This window comes from Shinella zoogloeoides (assembly GCF_020883495.1).
In the GTDB taxonomy this organism is placed as follows: domain Bacteria; phylum Pseudomonadota; class Alphaproteobacteria; order Rhizobiales; family Rhizobiaceae; genus Shinella; species Shinella zoogloeoides.
Genome location: NZ_CP086611.1, coordinates 23,454 through 40,704, shown reverse-complemented (window position 1 = coordinate 40,704; position 17,251 = coordinate 23,454). Strand labels below are relative to the sequence as shown.

Genomic DNA, 17,251 nt, shown 5'->3' with positions numbered 1-17,251 from the left:
ATCGCCGGGCCGCCGCAGGCGCCGGCATGCAAACGCGGCGCGCACGCGCCGCCCATGCCCGCACCTTAACGCCAGACTCCTAAATGCCTGTTGCAAGACTAGGCCAACAGACCGTTAAGACGCCCCTTCGCACCGCATCAGGGGCCGCTGCTCAGGTTTCGAAGGATTTCAGGATGGGGCATGGCCCCTTCTTGCCGACCGCGCATTCCGAAACGAGCGTCTGCAGCGACGCCCGCGCCCGTTGCAGGTCCTCCATGCGGGCATCCAGTTCGGCAAGGCGCTTCGTCGCCATTTCGCGCGCCGCAGCGCGGTCCTCGCCCGAATCGAACGCAAGGAGCTGGCGGATCTCCTCCAGCGTGAAGCCCGCCGTCTGCGCCTGCCGGATGAAGCGCAGACGCGAGACATCCGCCTCGCCGTAGCGGCGGATACCCTCGATACGCCTTGGCGTCGAAAGCAGACCGCGACGCTGGTAGAAACGCACGGTCTCGACGCCGACATTGGCGGCGGCCGCAAGTTTTCCGATTGTCAGCTCTTCAGGGTATTGACTCCGTACCATGGTACGGAACCTATAACCCATCCAACGGTTTCACAAGACAGGAGACGTGAGATGTTGGACAAGGTTCAGAACGCCGGCCGCAAGGCCATCCTCTACCGCATGGTGACGGCGCACCATACCTGCCCCTACGGACTGAAGGCGAAGGACCTCCTGCGCCGCTCGGGCTACGAGGTCGAGGACCGCCACCTGACGACCCGTGAGGAGACCGACTCCTTCAAGGCGCAGCACGGCGTCGCCACCACCCCGCAGGTCTTCATCGACGGCGCGCGCATCGGCGGCTACGACGACCTGCGCCGCTATCTCGGCAAGCCCGTCGCAGACCCGGCGGCGACCACCTATCGCCCGGTCATCGTGCTGTTCACGCTGACGGCGTTCATGGCCATGGCGGCGAGCTTCGCGGCCAGCGGCTCGCCCTTCACGCTGAAGGCGGCGGAATGGTTCATCGCCTTTTCGATGGTCGTGCTCGCCATGCTGAAGCTGCAGAACGTCGAAAGCTTCGCCACGATGTTCCTCAACTACGACCTGCTCGCCAGGCGCTGGGTGCCCTATAGCTACATCTACCCCTATGCCGAGGGGCTTGCCGGGGTGCTGATGGTGGCGGGCGCGCTCAACTGGCTGTCGGTTCCGGTCGCCCTGTTCATCGGCACGGTCGGCGCGTCCTCGGTCTTCAAGGCCGTCTATATCGACCGGCGCGAACTGAAATGCGCCTGCGTCGGCGGCGCGAGCAACGTTCCGCTCGGCTTCATCTCGCTGACGGAGAACCTGATGATGATCGCCATGGCCGTGTGGATGGCCGCCGCATCGCTCGGCTATATCGGCGGCCACGCCATGTAGCCGGCGGCCTTCAGGAAAGCGCCCGCTTCGCCCCCGGCCTGGAAACACCCTTCCAGGCCGGGGCTTCGAGGCGGGTGGCGGCAAGCCGCCGGACGGCGACCCGCTGGAGCGCCCATACGGCGATGCCGGCGGCAAGGCCGCCGAGAATGGCGGCCCCATGGAAGAGCGCAGGCGCGATGCCCGTACCGTGCAGGGGCGCCATCAGCACTTCCGGCACCAATCGGTGGAACAGGTAGATATGATAGCTCGCCGCCGCCACGGGCATCAGCGCGGCAAACAGCCATCGCGGCACCGGTAGCGCCGGCAGGAAGAGAAGCGCGAGGAAGCCGCTGAATACGACGAGGTATTTCACCGTCGTGCCGATCCACACGCCATCGACGAAGCCGAGAACGAAGAACAGGGCCGCCGCGAGCGTGGCGAGAAGCGCCCTGCTGCGCGGCCCGGGCGCCAGCCAGGCGCACCAGCCGAAGGCGACGAGGTGGAGGTTCCAGTACAGCGTGAAAATCTGCCGGTTGCCGATATCCACGACGAGCGGCGCCGAGAAGCGGAGGAAGACGGCGAAGGCCAGCACGAAAAGCCCGGCCGCGAAGGGGTTGCGCGCAACGGCGGTCCGCGCGCACGGCACGAAGGAAAGTACGGCGAAGAGCAGCAGGATCTGCGTGAAAAGCTCCACGAACCAGTAAAGATAGGGCAGCATGGTATGGCGCACCGGATCGGCGAAGCCGAAGTTCCCGACCAGGAACACCGACGCCCAGGGAACCGCGCCCCATGCCAGCGCATAGCCGGCCAGCACCGCCGCATAGGGCACGAACACCATGACGAGCGGCCGCAACAGGGCTTTCCAGTCGCCTTCCGCGAAATTCGCCTGCTGGAACCGCGCCAGCGAGAAGCCGACCAGAACCAGCATCAGGGCGGAGCCGCCCGGGATCGGCCAGAGCATTTCGTGATGCAGGACCACGAGCAGAATGGCGAAGACCCGCAGGGCAATATCGGCACCGACCCTCGGCAAGACCGCCGTTTGCGGCTCCCGGGCGGCAAGCGCGCCGACTGTCATGCGGTCCCAGTCGTCCGGCAGGGCGCCGAGAGCCTGCTCCAGCCCGAGAGACAGCTCCACGAACCGCAGGGAATCCCCGCCCAGCGCAACGAAGCTGTCGTCGTCCCCGACGATCTTCGGGAAGAAGGCGCGCCGGAAGGCCTCGCGCACGCCACCGGCCTCGGCCGGGCGCGCGGCGGACAGGGCAGCCAGCGCCGCATAGTCGATCTTGCCGCTGGCATTGCGGGGAAAGGCGGCGATCCGCCGGGCGCTCACATGCAGCAGGGTCAGGCCGCTGGCCTCCGCAAGCCGGGCGCGCACATCGCCTTCACCGGCGGCGGCGGTGAAGAAGGCCGTCAGATGGCTGTCCGTGCCCGTCACGACGACATCGAGGCCGCTGCGGGCCAGCGCCTGCTCGACCGCATCGTGGGCGATGCGCAGGCCGGCGATCTTGGAAAAGCGCTTCAGGCGACCGACGACGCGATAAAGGCCGTCCGCCGTCCGTTCGGCCAGATCGCCGGTCCTGAGGTCACCCGTCTCGTGGCCGCGCGACAGGTCCGCCCGGCCGCCCGCATAGCCCATCATGACATTCGGGCCGGAATAGACGAGTTCGCCCGTCATGCCGGGCCTGGTGATCGCCGCCCCGTCGTCTCCGGCAAGGGCGAGCCTGCCGCCCGGGATGGCGATGCCGATGCAGTCTTCGTGCCCGGCCAGATGCTCCGGCGGCACATAGGCGATCCGCGCCGTCGCTTCCGTCTGTCCGTACATGACGAAGAACCGCCCGCCACGACCTTCCATCCGGCGGCGATAGAGGTCGATCAGGTCCGGCGAAAGCCGCCCGCCCGCCACCGTCATGAAGCGCAGCGCGGGAAGGGCGTGATCGCGCAGGCCGATGCGCTCGAAAAGATCGTAGCTGAAGGGTACCCCGGCAATATTGGTCACCCCATGCGCGGAGATATCGTCCGCGAACCCCGTATCCAGAACCGCATGGCGCGGCACGAAGAGGCTCGCACCGACCGCGAGATGGGAGTGCAGGACGGAGAGACCGTAGGAATAGTGCAGCGGCAGGAGTAGCAGGCCACGGTCATCCGCGCCGATCCGCAGGTAATCGGCAATCGACCGCGCATTCGCCTCGATGGCGGCGGCCGAGAGCCGCACGCTCTTGCTGATGCCGGTGGAGCCCGAGGTCGAAAGCAGCAGGGCAAGGTCGGGATGCAACGGCTGCGGATCGGGATGAAGGCCGGCATCCATCCGCCAGCGGCCATCGACGAGGCGGCAAACGGTTTCCGGCCGGAAATCCTCGCAGAAAGCGTCCAGCGCCGAAGATTGCCCGGGCGGCAGGAGCGCCACCGCATGTCCCGCCGAAAGCGCCGCCAGATAGGTGACGATCGCATGTTCGCAGGTGCCGGCCTCGATCGCCACAAGACGGCGGCCGCCGCCCAGAAGCGCCGCGCGGCTTGCGACACGCCGGGCTAGGTCCGCATAGGTGACGACGCGGTTGCCCGGAAGGACGAGGGCTGGCCGCTCGCCTCGTGCCTCGAACGCGCGGATGAAAGACAGGGACATCGACTAGGCCTCACGCATCTCGCAGCCAGCCGCGGCCACGACGATCCGCCTAATTTAACATGATGTAACGTGTCAAGAAATGTCGGAGGCGACGCGGCGTTCCTCCGTTCAGTCCTCGAACACCATCAGCGTATCGCCCGCCTGAAGATAATCGCCCTCCTTCACCCGAAGGCGCAAGCGGCCGGCCTTCGGCGCGAGAACCTGCGTTTCCATCTTCATCGCCTCCATTACCGCGACCACGTCGCCTGTGGCGACCGTCGCGCCATCGGCGATGCCGAAAGCCTGCAGGGTGCCGGAAACCGGGGCGGCGATGCCGTCGTCGGCCGCCTTGTCCTTCGCAGGCGCCCCGCCCTGCCCCACGGCGCCAAGGCCGGCCAGGAGCAGGCTCGGCAGCGCGAGCGCGACACGCCGGCCGTCGATTTCGAGATGGGTGCGGATCAGCGACGGATCGGCAGCCGGCTCCGGCCGGGCCATGGCGTCCGGCATGGCGGCGAACTCGGTCTCGATCCAGCGGGTATGCACCTTGAAGCCGTCCGCGCCGATGAAATCCTGCGTATCGATGGCCGCGCGGTGGAACGGCAGCACCGTCGCCACGCCCTCGATGCGGAATTCCCGCAGCGCCCGGCGGGCGCGGCGCAGCGCCTCCTCGCGCGTCGCGCCGGTGACGATCAGTTTGGCCATCAGCGAATCGAAGACGCCGGGGATCGTCGAGCCGGCAACGACACCGCTGTCGAGGCGCACGCCCGGGCCGGACGGCGGATCGAAGGCAGCGATCGTTCCCGGCGTCGGCAGGAAGCCGCGGCCGGGATCCTCGGCATTGATGCGGAATTCGATGGAATGGCCGCGCGGCTGCGGGGTCTCGGTGACGCACAGCGGCTTGCCCTCGGCGATGCGGAACTGCTCGATGACGAGATCGATGCCCGTCGTCTCCTCCGTCACCGGATGCTCCACCTGAAGGCGCGTGTTCACCTCGAGGAAGGAGATCGTGCCATCCGCGCCGAGCAGGAATTCCACCGTGCCCGCGCCGCAATAGCCCGCAGCGGCGCAGATCGCTTTCGCGGCGGCGTGGATGCGCTCGCGCTGCTCCGGCGTCAGGAAGGGCGCGGGGGCCTCCTCGATGAGCTTCTGGTTGCGGCGCTGGGCCGAGCAGTCGCGGGTGCCGAGCACCACGACATTGCCGTGCCGGTCGGCCATGACCTGCGCCTCGATATGACGGGGCCGGTCGAGGAAGCGTTCGAGGAAACATTCGCCGCGCCCGAAGGCAGCCGTCGCCTCGCGCACGGCCGATTCGTAGAGGTCGGCGACCTCTTCCATCTTCCACGCCACCTTGATGCCGCGCCCCCCGCCGCCATGCGCCGCCTTGATGGCGACCGGCAGGCCGTGGCGCTCGGCGAAGGCGATCACCTCGGCTGCGGAGGAAACGGGACCGTCGCTACCCGCGACGAGCGGCGCGCCGACGCCGGCGGCGATGCGCCGCGCCTCGACCTTGTCGCCGAGCGCCTCGATCACCTGCGGATCGGGGCCGATCCAGACGAGGCCGGCATCCTGCACGGCCCTTGCGAATTCCACCCGCTCGGAGAGGAAGCCGTAGCCGGGATGCACCGCATCCGCGCCGGAGCGCTTCGCGATGGCGATCAGCTTGCCGATATCGAGATAGGTCTCGGCCGGGCGCACGCCATCGAGGCCGTAGGCCTCGTCGGCAAGGCGCACGAAGAGCGCGTCGGCATCCGGATCGGCATAGACGGCGACCGACTGGAGGCCATGGTCGCGGCAGGCGCGCAGGATGCGCACGGCGATCTCGCCGCGATTGGCGATCAGGATTTTCTTCATGGCGCTCCTCCAGTCTGCGCGGCGATCTCGGCGAAGGGGCCGACCGGGCGAAAACGGATGCTGGCATTGACGGGAATCTGGCCGGCAAGGTCCAGATGATGATCGGCGACCGCGCCGATGACGGGATAGCCGCCCGTCAGCGGATGATCGGCAAGGAAGAGGACCGGCTGGCCGCTGTGCGGCACCTGGATCGCGCCCGTCGCCGTACCCTCGCTCGGCAGCTCCGCGCTGTCCCTGCGCTCCAGCGGCACCGCGCCGGCAAGGCGGATGCCCACGCGGTTCGATTGCGGCGTGACCTTCCAGATCTGGCCGGTCAGGGTCTCGATGCCCTTTTGCGTGAACCATTCCGTGCGCGGGCCGAGCACCACGTCGAGCGTCACGACGTCACCGGCAGCCGGCAGGTCGAAGGCGGGGAGCTCGTCGAGGGAAACGCTCGCCAGCCCCATGCTCTCCTCCTTGAGGGCCAGCACGCTCCCCATCGTCACCGGCTCCGGGCCGACGACGGCAAGCGTATCGGTCGATGCGCTGCCGAGAACCGGCGCGACGTCGAAACCGCCACGTACGGCGAGATAGGCGCGCATGCCTTTCTGCGGGTGTCCCATGGTCACGACATCGCCGGGTTCCAGCGAAATCGGCGCGTAGGTCGGAAAGTCCCGGCTGCGGCCGGCGGCATCGCGGACCGTCACCGTCAAGGCCGCGCCGGCAAGGCCGATCACGGCGCGGGTGCTGCTTTCGAAGGAAAAGCCGCCGAGCGTGAGTTCGAGCGCGGGCGTGCCGGCGGGATTGCCGACGATGCGGTTGGCGGCGTTGAACGCGGCGCGGTCGAGCGCGCCGGAGGCCGAGACGCCCTGCCCCGTCTGGCCGAAACGGCCTCGATCCTGGAAGACGGCGGGCATGGGCGTGGCGCGCACCCGAAATTGCGGCGCTTCCGGCGCAACGACGCGCTCCCTGCGGGGAGTAGCTTGCGGAATACTGATCGTCTTGCCCGCGGCCGCCATGTCGAAGAAGCGGACGCGGTAGCCGGGCTGGAACAGCGCTCCCGGCTCCCGGTCGATATCCCACATCTTCACCGGCGTCGTGCCGATGATCTGCCAGCCGCCGGGGCTTGCCTGCGGATAGACGCCGCTGAAGGCCCCGGCGAGCGCCACGGAACCGGCGGGAATGCGGGTGCGCGGGCTTTTGCGGCGCGGCACATGCAGCGCCGGATCGCCGCCGACGAGATAGCCGAAGCCCGGCGCGAAGCCGCAGAAGGCGACGGTGAACTCGCTCTGCGTATGGCGGCGGATGACCTCATCGACGGCAAGGCCCGTCAGCGCCGCCACATCGGCCAGATCCTCGCCGTCATAGCGTACCGGAATCTCCACCAGATGCTCCGACGGCGCGATCTTCGCCGACAGGTCGTAGGTGGCGATCCGCGCCGCAAGCGCCGCCGGCGTCACCTTTTCCGAGCGAAAGCCGATCATCAGCGTGCGCGCCGCCGGCACCATTTCCGCAATACCGTCGATGGGATCGGCCTGAAGCGCGGCGAAGAGCGCCAGCGTTTCATCGAGATCGGCCAGTTCGACGAGGATCGTGGTCAGGCTGACGGGAAGAAAGCGCGCCATGCCCTCATGCCTTGCCGGCGAAGGAGCGGATGGCGATGCCCTCGGCCTCAAAACGACGGCGGATTTCCTGCGCGATGGCGACGGCGCCGGGGCTGTCACCATGCACGCAGATCGACTGGGCCTCGACGCGGATCGTGCTGCCGTCGATGGCCTCCAGCGTGCCCGTGCGGGCAAGCTGCACCATGCGGTCGGCGATCTTCTTCTCGTCATGCAGCACGGAGCCGGCCTCGCGGCGGGAGACAAGCTCGCCCTTCGGCGTATAGGCGCGGTCGGCAAAGGCTTCCGCGACGACGGCAAGGCCGGAGCGGCGCGCCAGATCGAGGATCGGCGCATTGGCAAGGCCCATCAGGACCAGCGCCGGATCGACCGCCTTGATGCCGTCGATCACCGCCTGCCCCTGCTTTGCGTCATAGGCGATGCGGTTGTAGAGCGCGCCATGCGGCTTGACGTAGCGCACCGTGGTCCCGGCGGCGGCCGCAATGCCCTTGATCGCGCCGATCTGGTAGATCACATCGGCAATCAGCTCCTCGGCCGTCGCGTCGAGGTCGCGGCGGCCGAAGCCGACACGGTCCGGATAGGAGACATGAGCACCGATGACGACGCCGTTTGCGGCGGCGGCCTGAACCGTGCGGTAGATGCCCGCCGGATCGCCGGCATGGAAGCCGCAGGCGATGTTGGCGGAAGAGACGATAGCGAGCATCGCCGCATCGTCGCCCATGCGCCAGGCGCCGTAGCTTTCGCCGAGATCGCTGTTAAGATCGATCGCCGCCATGGTTTCCTCCGTCTTGCGCAGTCCTCTAAAAGCGTCCGATCATGCCCTGCCAGACAAAAATGTCAACATTGTTCAACAATATTTCCATTCTTCTCTCGTGACACGGACGATCGGCTGCACTTTTCGCCTCCCTTGTTCCCGCATTCATGCTAAGGCACAGCGGACAGGGAGAATGCAATGACCGACGACGCAGATGGCCTGCCGCTTGCCGACCGACTGGCGCGGCGCATGCGCGCGCTGCTGATTTCGGGTGAGCTTTCCCCCGGCCAGCGCCTTTCCGAGGCCGCGTTCAGCGAGCGCTTCGACGTTTCGCGCAATTCCCTGCGCGAAGCCTTCCGTCTTCTCACCAAGGATGGCCTGCTGCATCACGAGGCCAATCGCGGCGTCTTCGTCGCCGTGCCCTCCATGGCCTCGATCATCGATATCTACCGGGTGCGGCGCATGCTGGAATGCGGCGCGCTGCGCCAGGCCTGGCCGCAGCATCCCGCCATCCGGATCATGCGCCAGTCCGTTAGCGACGGGCAGCGCGCGCGCGATGCGAGCGACTGGACCGGCGTCGGCAGCGCCAACATGGTCTTCCACGCCGCCGTGGTCGATCTGTCCGACAGCGCGCGGCTCAACGAATTCTATGCGCGCATATCGGCGGAACTTCGCCTGTGCTTCGGCCTGCTGAACGACCCGGAGCACCTGCACGCCCCCTTCGTCGACATGAACGCCACCATCCTGTCGCTTGTCGAGGAGAACCGGCCCGTCGAGGCCGCGGCGCAGATGGAGACCTATCTCAACCTTGCCGAACGCACCATGCTGAAGGCGCTGGAGCGCGCCTCGGACCCGGCCTGACCTCAGCCCACGCTGGCGCGGCGCGGCTCGATTTCCGGAACGGACGGCCCCGGCTGGAAAGGCACGGGCCGGGCGATGGCGTAGCCCTGCACATAATCCACGCCGATGGTGCGCAGCGCCGCCAGAATCTCCGGGCTTTCCACGAATTCTGCAATCGTCCGGCGGCCGGCGAGATGCGATATCTGGTTGATCATCTCGACGGTCATCCAGTCCGTCTTGTCCGACAGCATGTCGCGCACGAAGCTGCCGTCGATCTTCACATAGTCGACCGGCAGGCGCTTCAGATAGGTCAGCGACGACATGCCGACACCGAAATCGTCGAGCGCGAAACGGCAGCCCATGGCGCGCATCGCATTCATGAAGGCGATGGCCTCGTCGAGATTCTCGATGGCGCTGGTCTCGGTGATCTCGAAGCAAAGCACGCCCGCCGATACGCGGCTGCGCTGCAACGCCTCGCGGAAGAACGGCAGGAACGTATCGTCCTTCAGCGTCAGGCCGCTGAGATTGATGGAATAGGTGCCCGAGGCGGGGCCGGCATTGCGGCCGATGAGATCGAGTGCGTTGCGGATCACCCAGCGGTCGAGCGACGGCATCAGCCCGTAGCGTTCGGCGGCGGGAATGAAGGCGCCGGGCGAAAGCAGCTTGCCGTTCTCTTCCAGCCGCAGCAGGATTTCGCAGTGCTCCCCCTCCTCCCCGCTCCCGTCCGCGGCGACGATCGCCTGCGAGAAGAGCTGGAAGCGATCTTCCTCCAGCGCCCGGTGCAGGCGCTGCACCCAGCTCAGGTTCGCGGTGAACTGGCTCTGCGCCGCGTCGCTCGTCTCATAGACATGCACGCGGTTGCGCCCCTTCTCCTTGGCCATGTAGCAGGCGATGTCGGCGGCGCGCAGGGCTTCCTGCAGGGTATAGCCGCGCCCGCCGAGATGGACCACGCCGATGCTGGCGCTGATCGAGTAGCGATGCCCGCTCCAGACGAAATCGATGCCCTCGGTGATCTCGCGCAGCCGCATGGCGATGCGCAGCGCATCGTCCGGCAGGCAGTTCGGCAGGACGATACCGAATTCGTCGCCGCCGAGCCGGGCGAGCACATCCGAGCCGCGAATGGCATTGCTGAGGTCGCGTGAGACCCGGCGCAGCAGCTCGTCGCCCGCCGCATGGCCGCCATTGTCGTTCACCGCCTTGAACTGGTCGAGGTCGATGAACATCAGCGCATGGCGCGCCTCCGCATTGTCGAGCACGCCCGCCAGCTTCTCCTCGAAGAGCCGCCGGTTCGGCAGGCCGGTGAGGTCGTCGTGGTTCGCGCTGTGCGAAAGCTGATCCTCGATGGTGCGGCGATGGGTGAGGAAACTGTTCAGCCGCCAGACGGTCAGCGCGATGAAGAGCAGCGCGATCGCCAAATTGACGGCGAAGAGCACCGTCTGCACCTGGCGCGTGCCCTCGCCGAGACGGTCGGAGAACCGTCTGGTCAGCGGCGTCACCAGCGCATTGATCTCGTCGAGCTGGCGCGTGATCTCGCGCCTGTCGGCCTCGCCGATATGGCGCGAGGCATCGATCGCCTCGCCGATCGGCAGCAATTGCATCAGCACGCCTTCCGCCGTGCGCCAGTCGCGGATGCTGGCGTCCATGATCGGCAGCCAGCGGAAATAGCGGAAGAGCCAGATGACGTTGGGAATATCGTCCGGGTGATTGCCGCCCTTCAGGAAGCCCTCGAAGGCGGCGGCATTGTCGGCGGGGCTCGCCTCCAGCGCCAGCCGCGCCGCGCGGTCGCCCATCGGGATCGCGATGGCCTGATGATAGCGGTCGACGAAGGAACGGTTGCCGGACTCGGCATAGCGGTTGAGATAATAGAGCGCGTCGTGCTGCCCCTTCGACCACAGGCTCTCGCCGGTGACGAAGGCCCGCAGCGACGAGGTGACCTGCAGGCTGAAGGTCGCAAGCGCCGTCTGCAGGATGACGATGAGGACGAAGGGCCAGGCGACCGCGAGGAGGCGCAGCGTTGTCTTGGGCGAGCGCGTCATGCAAGGCCCCGGCTTTGCCGGCAGCGCGCGGCGGCGGCTCCGGGCCGATCCGTCTTTCCGCTAGCGATCGCTGTCGTCCCGTCCAAAGGCCGCACCCGTCTCACCGTGCTTATCTTCGCCGAGGACACAACCGGAAAACCGGGGACTTCAGCAGGCAGATTGAAGCACGAGAGCGTAATGAAAAAGCTAATACAACCGTGAGATTGCATCCTATCTGCGTCATTTCGGGCGGAATGTAGCAGCGTGAAACAAAAAAATGGGCCGGCGAAAATCGCGGCCCATGAAGTGTGAAGGTCAAAAACCTCCAGAGGGGAACAGCCGGTGCGGCGGCACTGGGAGGAAAACCGCCATATGCATCAGCTACGTGCAATATGCCCAATTTTTGACCGGATGGAAAATATTTATTGTGCAATGCGGCTATGCAAATGCCGCATTGCTCGACATTTCCTAGACCCGTTCCAGCAGCGCCTCCGCCGCTTTCTCCGCGATCATGATCACCGGCGAATTCGTATTGCCGGAAACGATGGACGGCATGATCGACGCGTCGACGACGCGAAGCCCGCCAAGGCCGTGGACGCGCAGTTTCGCATCCACCACCGCCATCGGATCGCCGCCCATCTTGCAGGTGCCGACGGGGTGGAAGATGGTCGTCGCGATGTCGCCGGCGCGGCGGACAAGCTCCTCGTCGCTCTGGAATTCCCTGCCCGGCAGCATTTCCTGCGGGCGGAAGCGCGAGATCGCCTTTGTCTCCATGAGGCTGCGGGCATGGCGGATGGATTTTGCCGCCAGCAGCCGGTCGCCCGGCGTCGAGAGGTAGTTGGGGCGGATTTCCGGCGGCAGCGCCGCATCGCGCGCCGTCACATGCACCGTGCCGCGACTTTCCGGCCGAAGATTGCAGACGGAGACCGTGACGGCCGGATAGCGGTGCAGCGGCTCGCCGAGCCGGTCGGTGCTGAGCGGCTGGACGTGGTATTCGAGATCGGCGGTCGCGACGGCCGGATCGCTTTTGGCGAAGATGCCGAGCTGGCTCGGCGCCATGGAGAGCGGACCGGAGCGGCTGATTGCATATTGCAGGCCCATGCCGGCGCGGCTGAGGAGGTTGTGATAGAGTTGGTTCAGCGTGCGCGCGCCCTCGATGCGGAACACGGTGCGGATCTGGAGGTGATCCTGCAGGTTCTCGCCGACGCCGGGCAAGTCGTGATGGACCGGGATGCCGAGGCAGGAGAGCAGGTCAGGACGGCCGATGCCCGACAGTTCGAGGATTTTCGGCGAGTTGATCGCGCCGGCCGAAAGCACCACCTCGCGCGCGGCCCGCGCGACAGAGAGCCGGCCGTTCAGGCGGAAGCGCACGCCCGTCACGGCCTTGCCGTCGAATTCCAGCCGCTCCGTCTCCGCGCCGGTCAGCACGCGCAGGTTCCCGCGCTTCATCGCCGGGCGCAGGAACGCCTTCGCCGTGTTCCAGCGCAGGCCGCCGCGCTGGTTGACCTCGAAATAGCCGGAGCCTTCGTTGTCGCCGTCATTGAAATCATCGGTCTTGGCGATGCCGAGTTCTTCCGCCCCGTCGCGGAAGGCGTCGAGAATGGGCCAGGAGAGGCGCTGGCGCTCGACGCGCCATTCGCCGCCGGCGCCGTGCATGGCGGATTTTCCGCGATAGTTGTCCTCGGACTTCAGGAAATAGGGCAGCACGTCGTCCCAGCCCCAGCCGGCATTGCCCGCCTGCCGCCAGCCGTCGTAGTCGGCCGCCTGCCCGCGCATGTAGATCATGCCGTTGATCGACGAGCAGCCGCCCAGCACCTTGCCGCGCGGATAGTTGAGCGCGCGGCCGTTCAGCCCCGCCTCCGCCGCCGTCTTCATCATCCAGTCCGTGCGCGGATTGCCCATGCAGTAGAGGTAGCCGATCGGGATGTGGACCCAATGGTAGCGGTCCGAGCCGCCCGCCTCGAGCAGCAGCACCCGGTTTTTCGGATCGGCGGAAAGCCGGTTCGCCAGCACGCAACCCGCCGACCCCGCGCCGACCACGATGAAATCGTAGCTGCCCTCATCCACCGGCTTTTCATCCACAGGCCTGTTCACGCCGCAACTCCCGTCGCCATCTTCTGCGATGCCGAGAGCCGCCGCCAGAGCGGCGCCATCGCCTCGGCCATGTCCTTGTAGAGCACATAGCGCCTGTTGTAGTGCGCGGCGAGTGCGCCATTCGGCCTATAGTGCCGGTCGACCTTCACCATGGCATCCGCCCCTTCCGTGAAATCGGCGAAGAGGCCGACGCCCGTGCCCGCCGCGATTGCCGCGCCGAGCGCCCCGGTCTCCCGTGAAACCGCCACCGAGACGGGAACGCCCAGAACATCGGCAAAAATCTGCGGCCAGAGCCGGCTGCGCGAACCGCCGCCGGAAAGCACGGCTTCCTCGAAGGTCGCGCCCGCCTTGCGGATGGTCTCGATATGCTGGCGGTGGCCGAAGGCGACGCCTTCCAGCAGCGCACGGACGAGATGGCCCTTGGTGTGCCAGCCGGCCATGCCGTAGAAGCCGGCCCGCGCATGGCCGTCCTGCTGCGCGCCGTAGAGATAGGGATGGTAGAGCGGATCGTCCGCCGCCGGTTCGACGGCCGCCGCCAGCGCGCAGCAGGCATCGAAGGGCGAGACCTCTGCCTGATGATCGCCCTCGAAGAACTCCCGCACCAGCCATTCCAGATTGGCGGCCGAGGTGGCGCTGTTTTCCATCGCCATATAGCGGCTATGGTCGAAGGTGGAGGACATGAAGACCGGCCCGTCGAGATCGGGCTTGTCGATGATCACCTGGTTGATGCTCCAGGTGCCGGCGATAACCGAGGCGCTACCCGTGCGCGAGACGCCCGAGCCGAGCGCCGAGGCGACGACGTCGAACAGCCCGCCGACGACGGGCGTTCCGGCGGCAAGCCCGGTTTCCCGCGCCACCTCCTCCGTCACCCGTCCGGCGATATCGGCACTTTCGATGAGGGGCGGCAGCATATCCATGCAGTCGCCGAGGCCGTAGGCTTCCATCAGCGCCCTGTCATAGCGCCGCGCCGCAAGGTCGAGCAGCCCCGCGCCGGACATGTCCGACATCTCGCTGACGCGCACGCCCGTCAGCCGGTTGACGACGAAATCCTTGGAGAAGAATACCGTGCCGATCCGCTTGAAGAGGTCCGGCCGGTGACGCTTGAGCCAGGCAAGCAGGGTGGGTGTCTGGGAGGGCCAGGGGCGCTGGCGCGCGATGGGATAGGTCCGCTCGCCGACACCGGCAGACGCCCATTCCTCCACGAGGCCGGTCGCCCGCGTATCGAGCGACTGGATGCCGATCAGCGGCTCGCCGTCTTTGTCCAGCGCATAGAAGCCATTGCCGTGCCCGGCGCAGCCGATGGCCGCGATATCGTCCGCCGCAATGCCCGCCCTGTCGAGGCAGGCGCGGATGACGCGTTTGGCATTGGCCCAGAGTTCGTTCAGGTCGCGCTCGACATGGCCGGGCTGCGGCATGCGGCTATGGCCTTCCTCGCCGGCATGCGCCAGTTCCCGCCCCGCCCGGTCGAAGATCACCGCCTTGATGACGGTGTTGCCGGCGTCCAGCCCCAACAGATACTCACCCATTGTGAACCCCTCCCAAGGTCCGTGTCGTCCATCAACCCTGCTGGTAGACCGCGAAGGCTTCCTCGCCGCCCGCATCCGCATGGATGATCGCCATCAGCCCGCGCACCACGGCGCCCGGATTGGCGTGCTGGTAGATGTTGCGCCCATAGACCATGCCCATTGCGCCCTGCCGCATCAAGGCGGCGGATTTGTCGAAGACGGCGTGAAGGTCCTCCTTGCCGCCGCCGCGCACCAGAACCGGGCAGCGCGCCGCCTCGACGACCCGGTGGAAATCCTCCGCATTGGTCGTCGGATCGGCCTTGACGATATCCGCGCCCATCTCGCGGGCAAGCCGCGTCAGCGTGACGATCTTTTCCGCGTCGCCATCGACCATGTAGCCGCCGCGCTCGGTGACGGGCTGCATGACCAGCGGCTCGATCATCAGCGGCATGCCGTATTTCTCGCAGTCCGCCCGGACGCGGGAAATGTTCTGCACGCATTGACGGAAGAGATCGGGTTCATCCGGCAGCATGAAGAGGTTCACCACCACGCAGGCCGCATCCATCTCCAGCGCGCCCACCAGCGGCTCGGCCTCGTTCTGGAGAACGGCCCACATGTCGCGGTGGCGGATGCGGTTATAGGGATTACCCATATCGATGCGCATGACGAGCGCCGGCTTGTCCTTGCCGGGAATGTCCTGCAGCAGGTCGGCCTGGCCGTAGTTCATCTGGATCGCGTCGGGCCTTGCGTCGACCAGCGCCTTCACGACGGCCGGCATGTTCTCCAGCCCGTCGAGAAAGGACGGTTCGTTGCACACGCCATGATCGATCGCCACGTCCAGGCAACGGCCGTTGCCGAACAGCCGGTTCATCCGGACCTTGCGGTTGTTTCGCATAGTTCACTCCTGTGTTCGTTCCTTGCGGAAAGGGTTTGTTCCGAAACGCCGTGACGTTCGTGCATGAGATTGAGGAAGCGGGCGCGCTCCTCGGCGGTGCGCGGCGCGGACCAGCCCTTTTCGGCCGCCAGCAGCGCCAGAGCAGCCTCGGCCATGGCCAGCGAAAGCGCGCCGGAAATCGCCAGCGTCGTGCGGCGCAGCAGCAGGTCGTCGAGATGCTCGACCGCCTCGTTGCGGATCAGGAAGACAAGCTCCCGGGCGCTGTAGCCGCCATGCGGCAAGGGCTGGTCCGGGCCGGCGGCGATGAAAGCGGCGACATCCTCCGCATCCGTGCCGTAGCGCTCGAACAGCATCGCCGCCCTTTGCTCGGAGAGGTCGGACGCGGCCGCCAGTTTGCGGCTCCAGCCAGCGGGGTCCTTGGGGAAGGCCCTCCCCCCGCCGAAGGTCCGCTCGGCCGTATCGATACGGCGCGGCAGCCCCAGCCGCTCCAGAGCCATGTCCGCGGCAAGCTCCCCGAAGGAACGGAACGTCGTCCATTTGCCGCCGATCATGCACAGCACCGGCGGCCCGCCGCCCTCCCCTTCAAGCACCGTGCAGAAATGATCGCGCGGGATCCGGCCCGTAAAGCTGTCCTTGCTGGCCGGCAGGGGGCGCACACCGGCGAACTGGAAGACGACCTCCTCCGGGCGGATAGCGATGCCCGGCAGCACGAAGGCCAGCGACTGGAGGATATAGTCCCGCTCATCCGCCTCGCAGCGCACCGTGCCCGGATCGTCCACGCGGATATCCGTCGAGCCGACCAGCACCTTGCCGAGATAGGGAAACAGGATGCAGATGCGCCCGTCCTCGTTCTCGTAGTAGATCATGTGCCCGTCGAGCATGTCGCGCAGGGCCGGATTGTCGACGATCAGGTGCGAGCCCTTGGTGCCGCCCATCAGCGGCGCGGGACGGGCCTGCGGCGGGAACAGCGCCCCGTTCGCAATATCGATCCAGCCGCCCGTCGCGTTGATCACCAGCCGGGGCCGGACAAGCAGCGTCTCGCCGGAAAGACCGTCACGCAGCAGGAAAGTGCCGGCCCCGTTCTCCTCCACCGTCGCATAGTTCAGCGCCATGGCATTCGGCCCGGCCGAGAGGCCGTCGCGCAGAAGCTCGATACCGATACGCTCGGGGTGACTGACCCAGGCGTCGTAATAGGTCGCAGAGTTGCGGATGGCCGGATTGAGCGCCGGCCATTTGCCGAGCGTCGCCTTGCGGCTGCGGAACTGGTGTTTCGGCATCAGCGCCCGCTTGCGCGTCAGGAAATCGTAGATGCCGAGACCGGCCTTGATGGCGATGGCCCCGCGGCGGCTGGGACGGCGGGTAAGGCCGAGGAAGCGCACGACGCCGTTGGCAAGGCCGGAGAAGGTGTCGAAGATCGGCACCGTGGTCGGCAGCGGGGCGACATAATGCGGCGCGTTGCGCAGCAGCCGGTCGCGCTCGACGAGGGATTCCCGAACCAAGCTGAATTCACCGTTTTCGAGATAACGCAGCCCGCCATGCACCATGCGCGACAGCGCCGCGCTCGCGCCGGAGCAATAGTCCGCCTTCTCGACCAGCAGCACGTTGACGCCCTGCAACGCCAGTTCGCGGAAGACGCTGAGCCCGTTGATGCCGCCGCCGAGGACGCAAACGTCCACCTTCGGGCTGTGGCGCAGCCCGTGCAATATCTCGTTCCGGTTCATGATGGCA

12 protein-coding genes are annotated in these 17,251 nt (G+C 66.9%); 2 read left to right on the top strand and 10 right to left on the bottom strand.

The features are described from left to right. Positions 1 to 151 precede the first annotated feature (151 nt). Positions 152 to 556 carry a MerR family transcriptional regulator gene (locus K8M09_RS19800; RefSeq protein ID WP_160785835.1) on the bottom strand — a complete coding sequence of 135 codons (405 nt, stop codon included), beginning with the start codon at positions 554 to 556 and terminating at the stop codon, positions 152 to 154. Between the two features lie 51 nt (positions 557 to 607). On the opposite strand from K8M09_RS19800, the gene K8M09_RS19795 reads away from it, so the two are divergent. Beyond that, the gene (locus K8M09_RS19795) at positions 608 to 1,390 is read left to right on the top strand and encodes a MauE/DoxX family redox-associated membrane protein (protein WP_160785836.1); all 783 of its coding nucleotides are present in this window, start codon (positions 608 to 610) and stop codon (positions 1,388 to 1,390) included. 10 nt (positions 1,391 to 1,400) lie between these two features. Here the strand turns inward: K8M09_RS19795 and K8M09_RS19790 are convergent, their stop codons facing one another. The 4 genes from K8M09_RS19790 to K8M09_RS19775 all read right to left on the bottom strand — a co-directional run bounded on the left by K8M09_RS19790 (position 1,401) and on the right by K8M09_RS19775 (position 8,195). Further along, positions 1,401 to 3,989, bottom strand: coding sequence for an AMP-binding protein (locus K8M09_RS19790; protein ID WP_160785837.1), 2,589 nt, complete (start codon positions 3,987 to 3,989; stop codon positions 1,401 to 1,403). A 108-nt stretch (positions 3,990 to 4,097) separates the two neighbouring features. Continuing rightward, positions 4,098 to 5,819, bottom strand: a complete 1,722-nt coding sequence (locus K8M09_RS19785) for an acetyl/propionyl/methylcrotonyl-CoA carboxylase subunit alpha (protein WP_160785838.1) — start codon at positions 5,817 to 5,819, stop codon at positions 4,098 to 4,100. Next, entirely contained in the window at positions 5,816 to 7,423 is a 1,608-nt protein-coding gene (locus K8M09_RS19780) for a 5-oxoprolinase subunit B/C family protein (RefSeq protein WP_160785839.1), read from the bottom strand. The genes K8M09_RS19785 and K8M09_RS19780 overlap by 4 nt, the downstream gene beginning before the upstream one ends. A 4-nt stretch (positions 7,424 to 7,427) precedes the next feature. Next, a complete protein-coding gene (locus K8M09_RS19775; protein WP_160785840.1) occupies positions 7,428 to 8,195 on the bottom strand; it encodes a LamB/YcsF family protein in 768 nt (255 codons plus the stop codon). Between the two features lie 177 nt (positions 8,196 to 8,372). Between K8M09_RS19775 and K8M09_RS19770 the strand changes: the two genes are divergently transcribed. Beyond that, a complete protein-coding gene (locus K8M09_RS19770) occupies positions 8,373 to 9,035 on the top strand; it encodes a GntR family transcriptional regulator (RefSeq protein ID WP_160785841.1) in 663 nt (220 codons plus the stop codon). A 2-nt stretch (positions 9,036 to 9,037) separates the two neighbouring features. On the opposite strand, the gene K8M09_RS19765 is transcribed toward K8M09_RS19770, so the two are convergent. The 5 genes from K8M09_RS19765 to K8M09_RS19745 all read right to left on the bottom strand — a co-directional run bounded on the left by K8M09_RS19765 (position 9,038) and on the right by K8M09_RS19745 (position 17,244). Beyond that, positions 9,038 to 11,050, bottom strand: a complete 2,013-nt coding sequence (locus K8M09_RS19765; protein ID WP_160785842.1) for a putative bifunctional diguanylate cyclase/phosphodiesterase — start codon at positions 11,048 to 11,050, stop codon at positions 9,038 to 9,040. A 447-nt stretch (positions 11,051 to 11,497) separates the two neighbouring features. Further along, positions 11,498 to 13,123 (bottom strand): GMC family oxidoreductase, encoded by a 1,626-nt coding sequence (locus K8M09_RS19760; RefSeq protein WP_160785843.1) that lies wholly within the window; start codon positions 13,121 to 13,123, stop codon positions 11,498 to 11,500. Then, a complete protein-coding gene (locus K8M09_RS19755) occupies positions 13,120 to 14,649 on the bottom strand; it encodes an FGGY-family carbohydrate kinase (RefSeq protein WP_160785844.1) in 1,530 nt (509 codons plus the stop codon). Before K8M09_RS19755 ends, K8M09_RS19760 begins: the two co-directional genes overlap by 4 nt. Positions 14,650 to 14,680: 31 nt before the next feature. Continuing rightward, entirely contained in the window at positions 14,681 to 15,523 is an 843-nt protein-coding gene (locus K8M09_RS19750) for a class I fructose-bisphosphate aldolase (RefSeq protein WP_160785845.1), read from the bottom strand. Beyond that, positions 15,496 to 17,244, bottom strand: coding sequence for a glycerol-3-phosphate dehydrogenase/oxidase (locus K8M09_RS19745; protein WP_160785846.1), 1,749 nt, complete (start codon positions 17,242 to 17,244; stop codon positions 15,496 to 15,498). The genes K8M09_RS19750 and K8M09_RS19745 overlap by 28 nt, the downstream gene beginning before the upstream one ends. Positions 17,245 to 17,251 lie beyond the last annotated feature (7 nt).